This window comes from Pantoea agglomerans (assembly GCF_020149765.1).
GTDB lineage: Bacteria > Pseudomonadota > Gammaproteobacteria > Enterobacterales > Enterobacteriaceae > Pantoea > Pantoea alvi.
Map to the genome: position 1 here is coordinate 3006068 of NZ_CP083809.1, position 17374 is coordinate 3023441.

At 59.2% G+C, this 17374-nt stretch carries 15 protein-coding genes; 3 read left to right on the top strand and 12 right to left on the bottom strand.

The window, feature by feature from the left end; all coding sequences use genetic code 11:
- Positions 1–21: 21 nt before the first annotated feature.
- The 4 genes from glnK to LB453_RS17205 form a co-directional block, all read right to left on the bottom strand.
- Positions 22–360, bottom strand: a complete 339-nt coding sequence (glnK, locus tag LB453_RS17190) for a P-II family nitrogen regulator (RefSeq protein WP_033752690.1) — start codon at positions 358–360, stop codon at positions 22–24.
- Positions 361–617: 257 nt separating this feature from the next.
- Positions 618–2393, bottom strand: coding sequence for a SmdB family multidrug efflux ABC transporter permease/ATP-binding protein (locus LB453_RS17195; RefSeq protein WP_103795085.1), 1776 nt, complete (start codon positions 2391–2393; stop codon positions 618–620).
- Complete coding sequence (locus LB453_RS17200; protein ID WP_103795086.1) at positions 2380–4155, bottom strand: SmdA family multidrug ABC transporter permease/ATP-binding protein; 1776 nt, start codon at positions 4153–4155, stop codon at positions 2380–2382. The genes LB453_RS17195 and LB453_RS17200 overlap by 14 nt, the downstream gene beginning before the upstream one ends.
- A gap of 23 nt (positions 4156–4178) precedes the next feature.
- Positions 4179–4640 carry an Lrp/AsnC family transcriptional regulator gene (locus LB453_RS17205; RefSeq protein WP_103795273.1) on the bottom strand — a complete coding sequence of 154 codons (462 nt, stop codon included), beginning with the start codon at positions 4638–4640 and terminating at the stop codon, positions 4179–4181.
- A 115-nt stretch (positions 4641–4755) separates the two neighbouring features.
- Here LB453_RS17205 and LB453_RS17210 point away from each other — a divergent pair, with 115 nt between their 5' ends.
- Positions 4756–5787 carry a PLP-dependent cysteine synthase family protein gene (locus LB453_RS17210; RefSeq protein WP_224481532.1) on the top strand — a complete coding sequence of 344 codons (1032 nt, stop codon included), beginning with the start codon at positions 4756–4758 and terminating at the stop codon, positions 5785–5787.
- A 34-nt stretch (positions 5788–5821) separates the two neighbouring features.
- Here LB453_RS17210 and cof read toward each other — a convergent pair whose 3' ends face one another.
- The gene (cof, locus tag LB453_RS17215; RefSeq protein ID WP_103795088.1) at positions 5822–6643 is read right to left on the bottom strand and encodes an HMP-PP phosphatase; all 822 of its coding nucleotides are present in this window, start codon (positions 6641–6643) and stop codon (positions 5822–5824) included.
- A 92-nt stretch (positions 6644–6735) separates the two neighbouring features.
- Between cof and LB453_RS17220 the strand changes: the two genes are divergently transcribed.
- Both LB453_RS17220 and queC read left to right on the top strand, forming a co-directional pair.
- A complete protein-coding gene (locus LB453_RS17220) occupies positions 6736–8418 on the top strand; it encodes an SgrR family transcriptional regulator (RefSeq protein ID WP_103795089.1) in 1683 nt (560 codons plus the stop codon).
- A gap of 74 nt (positions 8419–8492) precedes the next feature.
- Entirely contained in the window at positions 8493–9188 is a 696-nt protein-coding gene (queC, locus tag LB453_RS17225; protein WP_103795274.1) for a 7-cyano-7-deazaguanine synthase QueC, read from the top strand.
- Between the two features lie 39 nt (positions 9189–9227).
- Here queC and LB453_RS17230 read toward each other — a convergent pair whose 3' ends face one another.
- The 7 genes from LB453_RS17230 to clpP form a co-directional block, all read right to left on the bottom strand.
- Positions 9228–9626, bottom strand: coding sequence for a YbgC/FadM family acyl-CoA thioesterase (locus LB453_RS17230; protein WP_158253388.1), 399 nt, complete (start codon positions 9624–9626; stop codon positions 9228–9230).
- A gap of 104 nt (positions 9627–9730) precedes the next feature.
- On the bottom strand, positions 9731–10054 hold the full coding sequence (locus tag LB453_RS17235) for a ComEA family DNA-binding protein (protein WP_103795091.1): 324 nt from the start codon (positions 10052–10054) through the stop codon (positions 9731–9733).
- Positions 10055–10193: 139 nt separating this feature from the next.
- Entirely contained in the window at positions 10194–12062 is a 1869-nt protein-coding gene (gene ppiD, locus LB453_RS17240; RefSeq protein ID WP_103795092.1) for a peptidylprolyl isomerase, read from the bottom strand.
- A gap of 246 nt (positions 12063–12308) precedes the next feature.
- Complete coding sequence (gene hupB, locus LB453_RS17245) at positions 12309–12584, bottom strand: nucleoid-associated protein HU-beta (protein ID WP_033752705.1); 276 nt, start codon at positions 12582–12584, stop codon at positions 12309–12311.
- A 213-nt stretch (positions 12585–12797) separates the two neighbouring features.
- On the bottom strand, positions 12798–15152 hold the full coding sequence (lon, locus tag LB453_RS17250) for an endopeptidase La (RefSeq protein ID WP_103795093.1): 2355 nt from the start codon (positions 15150–15152) through the stop codon (positions 12798–12800).
- A gap of 190 nt (positions 15153–15342) precedes the next feature.
- On the bottom strand, positions 15343–16614 hold the full coding sequence (gene clpX, locus LB453_RS17255; RefSeq protein WP_033752707.1) for an ATP-dependent protease ATP-binding subunit ClpX: 1272 nt from the start codon (positions 16612–16614) through the stop codon (positions 15343–15345).
- 127 nt (positions 16615–16741) lie between these two features.
- Positions 16742–17365, bottom strand: a complete 624-nt coding sequence (gene clpP, locus LB453_RS17260) for an ATP-dependent Clp endopeptidase proteolytic subunit ClpP (RefSeq protein WP_033752709.1) — start codon at positions 17363–17365, stop codon at positions 16742–16744.
- Between the last annotated feature and the right edge of the window lie 9 nt (positions 17366–17374).

Genomic DNA, 17374 nt, shown 5'->3' on the forward strand with positions numbered 1-17374 from the left:
CATCAGATTACGTAGCCGAAATTAGAGCGCTGCTTCGTCGGTTTCACCGGTACGAATACGGATGACGCGCTGCAGCTCGGCGACAAAAATTTTGCCGTCACCGATCTTGCCGGTGTAGGCCGCTTTGCTGATCACATCCACCACTTCGTCGAGCTGGTCGTCGGCGATAGCGACGTCGATCTTGACCTTGGGCAGAAAGTTCACGCTGTATTCGGCGCCGCGATAGAGCTCTGCATGGCCTTTCTGGCGGCCGAACCCTTTGACTTCAGAGACGGTCAGCCCCTGAATGCCGATAGAGGAGAGAGCTTCGCGCACATCCTCCAGTTTGAACGGTTTGATGACCACGGTAACCAGCTTCATTGCATCCCCTCCGGGTAGTAGACAAGTGAGTCGCCTCAGACACGCAGAGACAGAAGCAAAGGCTGTGCCAGGAATGAAAAAGCGCAGGCGACGCGGCATAAATGCAGCCCGCCACGGCTTAGCATGGCGTAAGAAGCAGGCGGGAAAAGAAAAGCGAAACGGGATAGTCACGCAGCTGCACTTCTTTGGTGCTGATGGCCTCAAAGAAGTGCAGCGATAGGGAACATTCTGATAAATGCGCGCAAAAAAGGTGCAAATTACTCTACGGCGGCGACGGTTTTGCCCGACGCGAGTTCATCGCCCGCCTGCTGCAGCTGATACATCTGCCAGTAGCGCCCCTGCCGCGCCAGCAGCGCGGCGTGATCGCCCTGCTCCACAACCTGACCGCGATGCAGCACCAGAATGGTATCAGCCTCGGTAATGGTCGACAGACGATGGGCGATAACGACCAGCGTGGTGTGCTGGCGCAGCCTGCGCAGCGTCTGCTGAATCGCCTGCTCGGTGCCGGAGTCAATATTGGCGGTCGCCTCGTCGAGGATCAGAATCTGCGGCATCTCCACCAGCACGCGCGCCAGCGCCAGCAGCTGCTTCTGCCCGACCGACAGGTTATTGCCCTGCTCCCCCAGTCGCGTATGAATGCCCTCGGGCAGCGCGCGCGCCAGCGAGGCGAGCTGCACCTGCTCCAGCGCCTGCCAGACCGCCTCTTCGCTGATATCGCGGCCAAGGCGTACGTTAGCCAGCAGGCTGTCCGCCAGCACCACCGGATCCTGCTGCACCATGGCGATACCGCGGCGCAGCGTCTGATGACTGAGCTGGCCGATGGGACGATCGTCCAGCCATATTTCGCCGCGCGTCGCCGGGTAGTAGCCCATCAGCAAACTGGCCAGCGTGCTTTTGCCGCTGCCGGTGTGGCCGACCAGCGCCACAAAACTGCGCGCTGGCACCTCCAGGTTGATATCGCTCAGCACGTCGCGATCGGCGCGATAGGCGAAGCTCAGCTGACGCAGCGAGATGCGTCCCGACGCCAGCGGGCTATCGTCGCTGCCGTAGCGCTGCTGCGTCGCATCCATCAGCTCGAAAATACGTTCCCCCGACACCACCGCCTGCTGCAGCATCGACTGCTGCGTCGTGAGTTCGATCAGCGGTTCATTGAGGCGGCCAAGATAGGTGATAAACGCATAGAGCACGCCGACTTCAAAAACGCCCGGCGAGGTGAAGCTGAACAGCATCAGCAGCCCGCAGAGGATCATCGCCGAAAAGAGGCTGAGCAGCGGACGCAGCAGAAAACCGTCGAGCCGTAGCGTCTGCATGCGCGCCAGATAGTGCGAACGGCTGGCCTGGCTCATACGCTCGCCGAAGCGCGCCTGCTGCCGAAACTGCTGGATCACGCTCATGCCGTTGATCACTTCGTTAAAGCCGTTGTTGATATCCGCCAGATAGCTGCGCACCCGGCGCGCGATGGGCGTGCTGTAGCGCTGGTAAATCAGCATCACTGCCAGCACCAGCGGGAAGATCGCCATCGCCACCAGCGCCATGCGCCAGTCGAGGCTGAACATAGCCACCATCATCGCGCCGATCAGCGCCGCGCTGCGCAGCACCGTCGCCACCACCGTCACGTAGAGATCCCTGATGACTTCGGTGTCGTTAGTGACGCGCGAGATAATCTGTCCGACCGGCTGCGTGTCGAAGGCGCTGAGCGGCTGACGCAGCGCCGCGTCCATAACGTCGCTGCGCAGCTGCTGCACCACGCCAATCGCCGCGCGGTTAAACAGCAGCGCCTGGAAATAGTGCAGCCCCGCCGCCAGCAGCTGAAGGAGAATAAAGCCCGTTACCAGCCCGGCGACAATGCCCCAGGGCATCTGATGCTTCGCCACCAGGTTATCGATAAAGTAGCTGACCAGCACCGGACCGGTCACCTCGGCCGCGGCGGCGATCCAGAGCAGGCTGACCGCCAGGCTCAGCGATTTGCGCCACGGCTTGCCGTAGGCGAGCAGCCGCTTCAGCGTCGGCCATAAGCGTTTAGAGGTCGCCATCGCGCGCTCCTTTTGCCGATTCGTCTTCATCCAGCGCCGCCTCAAGCTGCTGATAGCGATACATATCGCGATACCAGCCCGGCTGCGCCGCCAGCGCGTCGTGATCGCCGCGCTGAGCGACCGCGCCCTGCTGCAGCACCAGAATTTCGTTCGCCTCCGACAGCGCCGAGAGGCGATGCGCGCTGATGATCAGCGTGCGCCCTTTGCCCCACAAACGCAGGTTGTGCAGAATATCGTGCTCGGTGCGGCCGTCGACCGCTGACAGGGCATCATCGAGAATCAGGATCTCTGCATCGAGCAGCAGGGCGCGCGCAATAGAGAGTCGCTGCTTCTGGCCGCCGGAAAGCATCACGCCGCGCTCGCCGACTTCGGTTTCGTAACCCCGCGGCAGCCGCAGAATATCTTCATGCACGCAGGCCAGCTTCGCCGCGCGCTCAATCTCTTGCTGGCTGGCGTCGGGCTTGCCCAGCGCAATATTGCTCGCCACGCTGTCGGAGAAAAGAAACGGCGTCTGGCTGACCACCGCCAGCCGACTGCGCCAGCTGTCGATACGCAGCTGCGTCAGCGGGATATCGTGGTAGCGAATATCTCCCTGCTCAAGGTCGAAATGGCGCTGCAGCAGGCTAAGCAGCGTGCTTTTTCCGCTGCCGGTCGGGCCGCAAAGGCCAAGCATCTGCCCGGGTTTCAGCACAAAGCTGAGGTTGCTCAGCACCGGCGCCGCGCTGGCGGGGTAGCGAAACTCACGGATTGCCGCCCGCAGCACGCCCGCTTCCGCAGGGGGTTCCCGATCGCCATCCTCAACCGCGGGCGCTTCCGCCAGCAGCGCGCCAATGCGGCTCCAGGCGGCGCTGCCGCGCTCGACGATATTAAACATCCACGCCAGCGCCAGCATTGGCCAGATCATCAGCCCGAGGTACATCACAAAGCTGGTAAGCTGGCCAAGCGTCAGTTGGTTATGCCAGACCATCCAGCTGCCGCCACCGATCGCCAGCAGGTTTGAGAAGCCGATGGCGATGTAGATAGTGGGGTCAAAACGGGCGTCGACGCGCGCCACGCGCAGGTTTTTCGCGCCGGTATCGCGCGCAATGGCGGAAAACTGCTCCGACTGATGTGACTCCAGGCCGAACGCCTTGATCATGCGGATGCTGGTAAGGCTCTCCTGCGTCTGGTCATTCAGGCTGGAGAACGCCGCCTGCGCCAGCTTAAAGCGGTCATGCAGCTGGTTGCCGTAGCGGTGGATAAACAGCGCCATGATCGGCATCGGCACCAGCGACAGCAGCGTCAGCTGCCAGCTGATCTGCAGGCTCATCACCAGCAGCACCACGCAGCCCATCACCAGCGAATCCACCAGCGTCAGCACCCCTTCGCCGGCGGCGAACACCACGCGATCCACGTCGTTGGTGGCGCGCGCAATAAGATCCCCGGTGCGATGACGCAGGTAAAAAGCGGGATGCTGGCGGCTCAGCTGCCGATAGAAATCTTCGCGCAGTTCAACGGCCAGCTGATAAGAGGCACCGAACAGCAGCACGCGCCAGACGTAGCGCAGCAGATAGGTCGCCAGCGCGGTAGCCAGCATCACGCCAATCCACATCATAATGGTGCGGCCGCTCATGGTATGGTGCGTGACGCCATCGACAATCACCCCCACCAGATGCGGCGGCAGCAGCTGCAGGATAGCGATAATGATTAAGAGAGTGATCGCGCCCAGATAGCGTCGCCACTCGCGGATAAAATACCAACTTAACTGGCTGAATAATCGCACTACGCTCTTCTCTTTCTTTTGCCTCAGGGGGCAACGGGTAACGCCGTGGTGTATTTAATCTCCTCCATGGCGAAGCTGGAGGTGACGTCGATCAGGCCCGGCACGCTGTTGACCAGACGCTTATAAAAGTCATCGTAACGCTTCATATCCGCAACCTGAATGCGCAGCAGATAGTCGAACTCGCCCGCCGTACGGTAGAACGCCAGTACCTCGGGCATCTCCTGCACCGCCGTAACGAAGCGCTGATACCATTCGCGACTGTGCTGCTGCGTTTTTACGAACATAAAGGCGGTGAGCGACAGGCCGAGCTTTTCCGCATCCAGCAGCGCGACGCGAGCGCGGATAATACCGTCATCCTCCAGCTTTTTCAGTCGCTTCCAGCAGGGCGTGGTGGTGAGGTTAACGGCGTCCGCCAGCGCCTGCAGCGACAGCGTGCAGTCCCGCTGCAGTAAATCGAGTAGATGACGGTCAGTTTTATCTAACATTTGCCTCTCCGAGAGAATATTTTTCTCCAGACGCGCCATTATAGCTGGAATAAAGCCAACTCTTTTTCCTGCCCGTGCCTTACAATCAGCACAACTTTTCAGCCGGAATAGCATCATGAGTAACTGGACTCGCCACGCCATTAATGAGATCAACGCGGACTTTCAGCGCTCCGCCGAAACCCACCTGATTCGTTTTCGCCTGGCGGATTATCCCGGCATCGAATTTTATCTGAAAGATGAGAGCACCCATCCCAGCGGCAGCCTGAAGCATCGGCTGGCGCGCTCGCTGTTTCTTTACGGGCTGGCGAACGGCTGGATCAAAGAGAACAGGCCGGTGATCGAAGCCTCTTCCGGCAGCACCGCGGTCTCGGAGGCCTACTTCGCACAGCTGCTCGGCCTGCCCTTTATCGCCGTGATGCCGGCAAGCACCGCGAAGCGCAAAATTGAGCAGATCGCGTTCTATGGCGGCCAGTGCCATTTCGTCACCGATCCCTGCGAGCTTTATAGCGCCTCAACGCAGCTGGCGCGCGAGCTGGACGGCCATTTTATGGATCAGTTTACCTATGCCGAGCGCGCCACCGACTGGCGCGGCAATAATAACATCGCCGAGAGTATTTTCCGTCAGATGGCGCTCGAGCCCTGCCCCGTGCCGCACACCCTTATTATGGGGGCCGGCACCGGCGGCACCTCGGCGACGCTGGGCCGCTATATTCGCTATCAGGGCTTCGCTACGCAGCTGCTGGTGGTCGATCCAGAGCATTCGGTGTTTTACGATTACTGGCACAGCCGCGACGCGACGCTGCGCAGCCCGCGCGGCAGCCAGATTGAAGGCATCGGCCGGCCGCGCGTCGAGCCCTCTTTTATGCCCGACGTGATTGATGAAGTGATGAAGGTGCCGGACGGTGCCACGCTGGCGGCGATGCTGAAGCTGGCGCGGATTATCGGTCGTAAGCCTGGCGCCTCAACCGGCACCAATTTCTGGGGCATGATGCAGGTGGCGAAGCGGATGCGCGCAAAAGGTGAAAGGGGCGCGCTGGTGACGCTGATGTGCGACAGCGGCGAACGCTATCCCGACAGCTACTACGATGAGAAGTGGGTGGCGCGGCAGATTGGCGACATCAGCGGCTGGCAGCGCGAGCTGGAATAAAATTGCGGACTCCCTGTCCGCTTCACTGTAATCCTCAGCATTCGGGGGAATACGCGAGGTGCGGCGTCGCCATCCAGTGATTTAAATAGTGAGACACCGCCTGTGTCTCGCAATGGCCGATAACCGGCAAATGGGGCAGCGCGGACTTGAGCTGGCTCATGGCGTTGCCCATTACAAACCCCTTCCCTACCAGCGACAGCATTTCGCGATCGTTCATCGCATCGCCGAAGGCCATGCACTCCGCCAGCGGCAGCGAAAGATGCTGACAGAGCATGGCGAGCGCGCTGCCTTTGTTGCAGTTCAGCGGCAGCACCTCCAGACAGTCCAGCGCCGAGAAACAGAGATGGGCGCGGTCGCCAAGCGCCGCGTCCAGCTGCGTTTTTAGCTGGCACAGCGCGTCATGGCCGTCGACAAAGCAGATCTTGGTGACCTCATGCGCGGGAAAGCTTTTCAGGTCGCGCAGCTGATAGCTAAAGCCGCTCAGCGCGTGCGCCTGCAGCATCTGCGGCACCGGCACGTCGGTAAACCAGCCGTCGTCATTGAAGACGTGTACCGTCGCGGTGCTCTCCCAGCGGCTGTGCAGCACCTCTTCCGCCACCGAGGGGGAGAGGTCGCTGGCGAACAGCAGATTGCCGTCCAGATCGTGCACGCGCGTGCCGTTACCGGTGATCAGCCAGGCGGGCAGCGTGATGCGCTGCCGCAGGATCTGCATCTCCAGCAGATGACGGCCGGTGGCGAAGGCCAGCAGCACGTCGCGCTGATGCAGCGCCAGCAGGCTGCTTAACGTCTGCTGACCCAGCTGGTGGCTGGGCAGCAGCAGGGTGCCGTCCATATCGAATGCGGCAAGTCGCGCCATTGCTCTCTCCCGTTGATTAACCTGGGTTCACTATCGCCTGGTAATCCCGGAACTAATAGTGAATACTTTTAGAAAACTGTTCCGGGTTTCCTGTGCGCCAGCTTAATCGCCTTAACCAGTTCCAGCGCCTGTGGCAGCACAGCCAGGGCGCGCCCCAGCAGACCTGCGTCACCGAGATGGCCAGCCGCTGCTTTTGCAGCGACCGCCACCTGCGCACTCTGCTGTCGCAGTGGCAGCAGGCGGGCTGGCTGCGCTGGCAGGGCGAGCCGGGACGCGGCAAGCTGGGATTGCTGACCTTTCTCCGCACCCCCGAGCAGCTGCGGCAACAGCTGTTGCAGACGCAGCTGCAGGCGGGCAACGCCGCCGAAGCGCTGCAGGTGCTGGATATGGCGCCGGAGCGGCTGGTGAATGTGCTGCGTCCGCTGATGGGGGGACAGTGGCAAAACGACGCGCCGGTGCTGCGCATCCCCTACTATCGTCCGCTCGACTCCGTCGCGCCGCTGCAGATTGTTGGTCGTGCCGAGCAGCATCTGGCGCGCCAGCTCTTTTCTGGACTGACGCGTTTTGAAGCAGACGAGCCGGTCGGCGATCTGGCGCATCACTGGCAGCACGACGACGAGGGCCGCGTCTGGCTGTTCTGGCTGCGCCCGCAGCTTTTCTGGCATAACGACGAGCCGCTGCAGGCCGCGCAGCTGGTCGAGCAGTTTCAGCGCATTTTGCAGGACGCCCGCGCGCGACGCCTGCTGGCGGAGGTTGAAAGCGTAGAGGCGCCGCATCCGCTGGCGCTGCGTTTTCAGCTCAGCCGTAGCGACTACTGGCTGCCCTGGCGACTGGCGCATCAGCTCTGTTTGTTACCGCATCCGCAGCAGCCACACCTCGGCAGCGGCCCGTGGAAGCTGGCGCACTTTACCCCCGAGCTGGTACGTATCGAGAGCCATGGGCGCTGGCACCTGCAGCTGCCGCTAATGCAGGCGGTTGAGTACTGGATTACGCCGACGCTGTTCGATCGCGCGCTTGGCACCAGCTGCCGCCATCCGGTGCATATCGCCATCGGCGATGCGGCGGATCTGGCATCGCTGCGTCCGGTCAGCCGCAGCATCAGCCTCGGCTTTTGCTACCTCGCCTGCCGGCCGCGCGCTGGCTTTAGCCCGGCGCAGGCGCGTCGCCTGATCCGCCTGCTGCAGCAAAGCGGCATTGTGGCGCAGCTGCCGCTGGAAGAGGGCCTGATTACGCCAGGCAAAGAGCTGCTGCCGGGCTGGCCGGTGCCAGCGATTGAGGATGAGGCGGCGGATCTGCCGCCGCGCCTGACGCTACACTACCAGCTTCCGGTTGAGCTGCATGAAATGGCGCAGGCGCTGCGTCAGCTGCTGCTGGCGGAGGGCTGCGAGCTTACCCTGATCTTTCACGACGTAAAAAGCTGGCAACGTATTGAGGATCTGGCGCAGGCCGATCTGGTAATGGGCGACCGGCTGATTGGCGACGCGCCGCTCTTTACCCTGGCGAGCTGGCTGGAGATCGACCAGCTGTGGCCGACGGAAACCAGCCATCGTCTGCGCCAGCAGCTGTCGGCGATACAGCAGCTGGCTGAGCCCGAGGCACGCCGCACCGCACTGCATCAGCTCTACCACGGCCTGATGTGCGACGGCCTGCTGCTGCCGCTGTTTAACTATCGCTATCAAATCTTCGCGCCGCCAGGCGTAGAGGGCATTCAGCTCAATACCCTGGGCTGGTTTGACTTCAGCCGCGCCTGGGTTCCACCGCCGCTGACGGCGTGAAGCCGCGCTTCAGGCTGTTCAGCGGCCCGCAGAGTGATTACCATAGGCGCAAAATTTTCGACCAGGACAATATGATGAAACGAGCCGTTGTGGTATTTAGCGGTGGCCAGGACTCCACCACCTGCCTGATTCAGGCGTTACAGCAGTATGACGAAGTACACTGCGTTACCTTCGACTACGGTCAGCGCCATCGCGAAGAGATCGACGTTGCGCGCGCGCTGGCGCTGAAGCTGGGCGCGCGCGCCCATAAGGTGCTCGACGTTACCCTGCTGAACGAGCTGGCGGTGAGCAGCCTGACCCGCGACAATATTCCGGTCCCCTCTTACGATCCCGCCGCCAGCGGCCTGCCGAGCACCTTTGTGCCGGGACGCAATATTCTGTTTCTGACGCTGGCGTCGGTTTACGCCTGGCAGGTCGAAGCGGAGGCGGTGATTACCGGGGTGTGCGAAACCGATTTTTCCGGCTATCCCGACTGCCGCGACGAGTTCGTCAAGGCGCTCAACCATGCGGTCAGCCTCGGCATGGCGCGCGAGGTGCGTTTCGAAACCCCGCTGATGTGGCTCAACAAAGCAGAGACCTGGGCGCTGGCCGACTACTGGCAGAGCCTGACGCTGGTGCGCGAAGAGACGCTGACCTGCTATAACGGCGTCAAGGGTGACGGCTGCGGCGAATGCGCCGCCTGCCATCTGCGCGCGCGCGGCCTGAACGACTATCTTGCCGATCGCGACGCCGTGATGGCGGCGATGAAGCGCAAAAGCGGCCTGGCCTGAGGCCGGCGCGGCACAGCCCGGTAGTGCCGCGCCGCCCGCTCAGCCAGAGAAGGCTTCCAGCCGCGCGCGCAGCTCGCTCTCCAGCGCGACCGCTTTCTGCGTACGCAGATCGATGCAGACAAAGGTCAGCGCGGCATCCGCCACCAGGGTTTCGCTTCCCTCAAGCGTTACCCGCTGGGTAATCACGCCGCTTTTTCCGTTAAGCTGCGTGATTTCGCTGTGGATCACCAGAACGTCGCCCAGCACGGCCGGACGACGGTAGTTGATATTGATATTCACCACCACGAACGCCAGCTGCTGCTGCTGCAACCAGTTAAACGCGTCCGCCTCTTCAAGCCACTGCCAGCGCGCCTCTTCGAGAAATTCCAGATAGCGCGCGTTATTGACGTGCTGATACACATCGAGGTGGTAGCCGCGAACTTTAATGGTGGTCTGCATGCCTGACATCTCCTGTCGTAAAAGAGGACCTAACTGGTATGACCTCTTTAGCGTAGCAAAAGCCTTTTTGCCGCGCGGCAAAAGCGTCAGGGTTGCGTCTCAGCTCACAGTTTCAGCCGCTCAGCGTTACGCTCGATAAGCGAATTGCCGATGCCCGGCACCTCCTTCAACTGTTCGACAGCGGTAAAGGGGCCGTACTGCTCGCGGTAGCTGACGATCGCCTGCGCCTTTTTCAGCCCGACGCCGTTCATCGCCGCCGAGAGCTGCTCGGCGCTGGCGTCATTGATGCTGATCTTCTCGTGTTGCGTCTGCGGCGTCTGAAGGGCTGGCGTCACCTCCGCCTCTTCCGCCGCCGAAAGGCTGGAGTAGCCGAGTGCGCCGCCAAGCGCGAGGGTAAAGCAAAGTGCTGACAATAGTGATTTAGACATGCTCTGTTTCTCCTTATGTTTAACAGCCAGGAGAGCGTGACAGAGAAGAGCGAAGGCCTCAAAAGGCAAAATCCATGAATGGAAAAGGCCGCGCAAGCGGCCTTTTCTTTTTTCACTGCAAAACAATTTTTTGCGAGCGTTACTGCATTTGTGCTGCAGCGCCATATTTGATTTTGGCGTCTTTGCGCAGGTTAGCGAGCAGCGCTTCAAACGCCAGCTGCGCGTTGTTCTGCGTCACGCCTTTAATCATTTCGTCTACCTGCTCCTGCGGCAGCGTACCGCTGCTGACCTTGTCCAGCGCCACCAGCACCACATTGCCCTGCATATCTTCGCTTACGCCCCACGACGTTTTACCGTCAACGGGCTGCGGCAGATTGAAGGCAGTCTGCGCCACCGGATCCTGGCTGTTGCGGTCGACGGTTTTGCTGGCGCTCAGCGTCAGGCCGGCCGCGCTCAGCGCCTCCTGCTTACCAGCTTTAAGATCGGCCAGCAGCTTATCCGCCTGCGCCTTCGCCTGCTGTTCCGCTTTATCATGCTTCAGCGTGTCGGCGATCTGCGCTTTTACCTCATCCAGCGGTTTGACCGCCTCAGGCTTATGCTCGCTGATGCGCAGCACGAATGCGCGGTCGCCGTCTACGGTGATGACGTCAGAGTTGTTGCCCGGCGCGCCGTTCTGGCCGGTCAGACCGCCGTTGAACACCGCGTTTTTCACTGCGTCGAAGTTCAGCTCCTGCGGCACGCTGTCGCGGCTGAACCAGCCAGTCTCAACCACTTTCAGGCCGGAAGCCTGCGCGGCACCGGCCAGCGACTCATTGTCGTTGCTCGCTGCTTCGCTTACTTTCTGCTGCTGCTGGTAGAAGGCGTCAACGGCTTTCTCCTGCTTCGCTTTATCAGCCACCGCGTCGCGCACCTCGGCCAGCGGTTTAATCTGCTCCGGCTGGATATCGTCGAGGCGCACCACCAGGAAACCGACTGACGATTTAATCACGCCCGAAAGCTGGCCTTTCTGCGTCAGTCCGGCGTTTTTCAGCTCGTCCGGCGTGGTGCCCGGCTCGAGCCAGCCCATATCGCCGCCCTTACGCGCGGAGATAGGATCGATCGATTTGCTTTTCGCCAGCGCGGCGAAGTCCGCCCCACCCTTCAGCTGCGCCAGGATAGCGCTGGCGTCCGCTTCGGTTTTGGTCTGGATAATGCTGTAGCGGTTGCGCTGCGGCTGGGTGTAGTCCGCTTTATGCTGGTCGTACCAATTCTGAATATCCGCATCGCTGACGTTAGCCTGCATGCTGGCGGCATCCATTTTGATATAGCTGACGCGGAACTGCTCCGGCGCCATAAAGCTGTTTTTATGCTGCTGATAGTACTGCGCGATTTCGTCGTCGGTAGCGGTTTGTTTCGTCGCCAGTGCATTCACGTCGATGGTCGCCTGACGAATGTCGCGCTTCTGCGACACCAGATCCACCAGCTTGCTGGTTTCGCCTTTCAGCATAAAGTCGGTATTGGCAACGGCGTTGATCAGCTGCTGGGTCGCCAGCTGCTTACGCAGTGCTTCCGCGTAGCGATCGGCGGTAAAGCCCATGCTGCTCAGCAAACCGTTATATTTAGCGTTGTCGAATTTGCCGTTGGTCTGGAACGCCTGCTGCGCGAAAATCGCCTGCTTAACCTGATCGTCGCTGATAACAATGTGCAGCTCGTTGATGTACTGATCGAGCAGCGCCTGGTCTACCAGCTGAGACAGCGCCTGCTGACGCATCTGCTGCATAAAGCCGTCGTTGCCGGCCAGCTGAGAGAACTGGTCGCCCAGCATCTGCTGCTGGCGGCTGCGCTCGTTGTTGAACGCCTGATCGAGCTGCGCGCGGCTGATCTCCTGTCCGTTGACTTTAGCGGCGTAATCGCTGCCGCCGCCGATAAGGTAGTTGCCAACGCCGGTCAGCACGAAGGAGAGAATAATCAACCCCAAAATAACCTTGAGCACGACATGATTCGACGCCGCGCGTAAATTGTCCATCATGGTATGACAACGCTCCGCTGTAGTGTGGATATCAATCTCGGGCGCAACGCCTGTCGGATAAAGGTCGTTACGCAACTGCCGTTTAGCCTGGCAGCTTCACCCCTGTTGAGACAAGTCTTAGCGCGATTTATCCCCGGATCCGAATAAAAAAGGCACATCAAATTTGATGTGCCCGTATGTTACATGAGAACGCTTGAACCGTCCTCTAGTCCACGGAAGAAAATGCCGCCGCGGACGGGTGCGTTGTCAGGCGTTGACAGCGTCTTTCAGCGCTTTACCGGCGCGGAAGCCCGGCACTTTACCTGCGGCAATAGTGATCTCTTTGCCAGTCTGCGGGTTGCGGCCGGTACGTGCGGCACGCTCGCGTACGGAGAAAGTGCCAAAGCCCACCAGAGCCACTTCGTCGCCGCCTTTCAGCGCGTCGGAAACAGAACTGGTGAATGCGTCCAAAACACGTCCCGCTGCTGCTTTAGAAATGTCAGCGTCTGCAGCAATTTTGTCGATCAACTGTGACTTATTCACTCTCTTCATCCCCTCTTTTATTATTCACTTCATATCCGCGCGTCCCGGCGGATACGAATGCGCAGCACGTTATATCAAGCCTGTTGAGCCGAAACAACGGAATTCATCTTAATCGCTGAATCCGCAGCCCCCTAAATTAACGGCACTAAAAAAAGCTGGCAAGCGCTCATTGGCCTGCCAGCTTCGCTTTTTAATGCTTTATGTCACTAATCACTATTTTGCGGTAGCAACCTGCATGCCGTAAGGGGCGTTTTCCAGCGCAAGGCCTAATACTTCTTCAATGCGTTTCACCGGATGGATCTCCAGATCGGCGATAACGTTAGCCGGAATCTCTTCCAGATCGCGTTTATTATCGTCCGGGATCAGCACCACTTTAATACCACCGCGATGGGCCGCCAGCAGCTTCTCTTTCAGGCCGCCGATCGGCAGTACCTGACCACGCAGCGTGATCTCACCGGTCATCGCCACGTCGGAGCGCACCGGGTTGCCGGTCAGGCAGGAGACCAGCGCGGTACACATCGCGATACCGGCGCTCGGGCCATCCTTCGGTGTCGCACCTTCCGGTACGTGAACGTGGATGTCGCGCTTCTCGTAGAAATCGCCGTTGATACCCAGCTTCTCGGCGCGCGCGCGCACTACCGTCAGCGCCGCCTGGATCGACTCCTGCATCACTTCGCCCAGCGAGCCCGTGTAGGTCAGCTTGCCCTTGCCCGGTACGCAGGCGGTTTCGATGGTCAGCAGATCGCCGCCGACTTCGGTCCACGCAAGACCGGTGACCTGGCCGACGCGGTTTTCGCTTTCGGCACGGCCATAGTCGAAGCGCTGTACCCCCAGGTAATCCTTGAGGTTATCGCCGTTGATGGTGATGTGCTTCTGCTCTTTATTCAGCAGCAGCGCTTTCACCGCCTTACGGCACAGCTTCGACAGTTCGCGCTCCAGGCTACGCACGCCCGCTTCGCGGGTGTAGTAGCGAATGATGCCGACGATGGCGCTGTCTTCAACCACGATTTCGCTCTGCTTCAGGGCGTTACGCTCAATCTGCTTCGGCAGCAGATGCTGTCTGGCGATATTGAGCTTCTCATCCTCGGTGTAACCAGAGAGGCGAATCACTTCCATACGGTCCAGCAGCGGTGCCGGAATGTTCATGGAGTTAGAGGTGGCAACGAACATCACGTCGGAGAGATCGTAATCCACTTCGAGGTAGTGATCGTTAAAGGCGATGTTCTGCTCGGGATCGAGCACTTCCAGCAGCGCGGAAGCGGGATCGCCACGCATGTCGGATGACATTTTGTCGATCTCGTCCAGCAGGAACAGCGGGTTTTTCACCCCGACCTTCGCCATTTTCTGGATCAGTTTACCAGGCATAGAACCGATGTAGGTACGACGGTGACCACGGATTTCCGCTTCATCACGCACGCCGCCCAGCGCCATACGCACATACTTACGGCCGGTCGCTTTGGCGATAGACTGACCCAGCGAGGTTTTACCCACGCCCGGCGGTCCCACCAGACAGAGGATTGGGCCTTTGATTTTGCTGACGCGACTCTGTACGGCGAGATATTCCAGGATACGGTCTTTGACGCGCTCCAGGCCGTAGTGGTCAGTGTCCAGCGTCTCCTGGGCTTTGCGCAGGTCTTTCTTGACCTTGCTGCGCGCGTTCCACGGCACCTGAACCATCCAGTCGATATAGCCGCGCACCACCGTTGCTTCGGCGGACATCGGCGACATCATTTTTAACTTTTGCAGCTCGGCTTCGGCTTTTTCACGCGCTTCGGTCGGCATTTTCGCCGCGTCGATTTTGCGCTTCAGGGCTTCGTACTCATCCGGCACGTCGTCCATTTCGCCCAGCTCTTTCTGAATGGCCTTCATCTGCTCATTCAGGTAATACTCGCGCTGGCTCTTCTCCATCTGCTTTTTCACGCGGTTGCGAATGCGCTTCTCAACCTGCAGCAGATCGATTTCCGATTCCATCATTGCCATAAGATATTCCAGACGCTCGTTCACGTCTGACATCTCCAGCACTGACTGTTTATCGGCTAATTTCAGCGGCATATGCGCCGCAACGGTGTCGGCAAGACGCGCCGCATCGTCGATATTGTTCAGCGAGGTGAGCACTTCCGGCGGGATCTTTTTGTTCAGCTTGATATAGCCTTCAAACTGATTGATCGCCGTACGTACCAGCACTTCCTGCTCGCGCTCTTCGATTTCCGGCGAGATCAGGTACTCCGCCTGCGCGGTAAAATGGTCGCCATTATCCGCGAGGGTGGTGATATGTGCGCGCTGCAGGCCTTCGACTAAAACTTTTACGGTGCCGTCAGGCAGTTTTAGCATCTGCAGCACAGAGGCTACGGTCCCTACAGAGAAGAGATCGTTAATGCCAGGTTCATCCGTTGAAGCCTCTTTCTGGGCAACCAGCATGATCTTCTTGTCATGATCCATCGCCGCTTCAAGGCAACGAATCGATTTTTCCCGACCAACAAACAACGGAATTACCATGTGCGGATAAACCACCACGTCGCGCAGAGGCAACACGGGGATTTCAATGCGTTCAGAACGCTCAGGATTCATAGAGCTCTCTCTTAGTTAGTGTCCGCCAGGTGATGGGCACCGCATAATGCAGGGAATGTGCAGTTAAACCCACAGGATTATGAGTATATGGGGATGATCGTCCGACATTCAACGTCATGAGAGTGAGAAAAACAAAAGGGGAAAGAATTTTCCCCTTTTTTAATAATATCAACGCCCTTGCGGTGGCGAATTATTCGCCAGATGCCTGGGCTTCATGCTTGCCGTAGATCAGCATCGGCTCTGACTGGCCTTCGATAACCGACTCGTCGATTACCACTTTTTCCACGTCTTCCATAGAAGGCAGGTCATACATGGTTTCCAGCAGCGCGCCTTCAACGATAGAACGCAGACCACGCGCACCGGTTTTACGCGACATCGCTTTTTTGGCGATGGCGGTCAGGGCTTCGTCACGGAACTCCAGCTCAACGCCTTCCAGGTTGAACAACGCCTGGTACTGTTTGGTCAGAGCGTTTTTCGGCTCGCGCAGGATCTGGATCAGCGCCTCTTCACTCAGCTCGTTGAGCGTCGCAACGACCGGCAGACGACCAATGAATTCCGGGATCAGGCCAAATTTGATCAGATCTTCAGGCTCAACCTGAGAGAGCAGCTCGCCTTCGCTCGCTTTTTCCGATTTGCCTTTCACCGTGGCGCCGAAGCCGATGCCGGAGCCGGTTTCCACGCGCTGGGAGATGACTTTATCCAGGCCCGCGAACGCGCCGCCGCAGATAAACAGAATTTTTGAGGTATCTACCTGCAAAAACTCCTGCTGCGGATGCTTGCGGCCGCCCTGCGGTGGAACTGCCGCCACGGTGCCTTCAATCAGCTTCAGCAGCGCCTGCTGCACGCCTTCGCCGGAGACGTCGCGGGTAATCGACGGGTTATCCGACTTACGCGAGATTTTATCGATCTCATCGATGTAGACGATGCCGCGCTGCGCTTTCTGCACGTCGTAGTCGCACTTCTGCAGCAGCTTCTGGATGATGTTTTCCACATCTTCGCCCACGTAGCCCGCTTCGGTCAGCGTGGTGGCGTCAGCCATGGTGAAAGGCACATCCAGCAGGCGCGCCAGCGTCTCTGCCAGCAGGGTTTTACCGCTACCGGTCGGCCCGATCAGCAGGATGTTACTTTTACCCAGCTCAATGCCGTTGCTGGTATCGCCGTTGCGCAGGCGTTTGTAGTGGTTGTACACCGCAACCGCCAGCACTTTTTTCGCCTTTTCCTGGCCGATAACATAATCATCGAGGTGATGGCGGATTTCGTGCGGCGTAGGCAGCGCGCTACGTTCGCGATGCGGGGCAACTTCTTTAATCTCTTCGCGAATGATGTCATTGCACAGATCGACACATTCGTCGCAGATATACACTGACGGCCCGGCAATCAGCTTACGCACTTCATGCTGGCTTTTGCCGCAAAAAGAGCAGTACAGCAACTTACCTGAACCGTCTTTGCGCTTATCTGTCATCAGTTAACCTCTTCTTGTTCTCAGGCCATACAGGCGTACGGCGCAGGCCGTGCGAACACGGCCAATATTCATTCAACTCAAACCCGTTTCCCACTAACTATAGCGTAAGGAGACGGGCAGATGAGTCTTATTCGCGATGTGTCAGGACGGAGTCGACTAAACCATACTCTACCGCTTCACTCGCCGAGAGGAAACGGTCACGCTCGGTATCGCGCTCAATTTCTTCCAGCGACTTGCCGGTATGCTCCGCCATCAGCTCATTCATGCGCTGTTTCACTTTCAGAATCTCTTTCGCATGAATCTCAATGTCGGTCGCCTGGCCCTGATAGCCGCCCAGCGGCTGGTGGATCATCACGCGCGAGTTCGGCAGGCAGAAGCGCTTGCCTTTAGTGCCGGCGGTCAGCAGGAACGCGCCCATAGAACAGGCCTGGCCCATACAGATAGTGCTGACGTCAGGCTTGATAAATTTCATGGTGTCGTAAATCGACATGCCCGCGGTGATGACGCCGCCCGGGGAGTTAATATAGAGATAGATATCTTTCTCAGGGTTTTCCGCTTCCAGAAACAGCATCTGCGCCACGATCAGATTGGCCATGTGATCTTCAACCTGACCGGTCAGGAAGATGACGCGCTCTTTCAGCAGGCGAGAATAGATGTCGTAGGAACGCTCGCCGCGCGAAGTCTGTTCAACCACCATGGGCACCAGCGCATTGCGCGGCGCAGTAAATTCACGATCGCCACTGTATGACATTACCGTCTC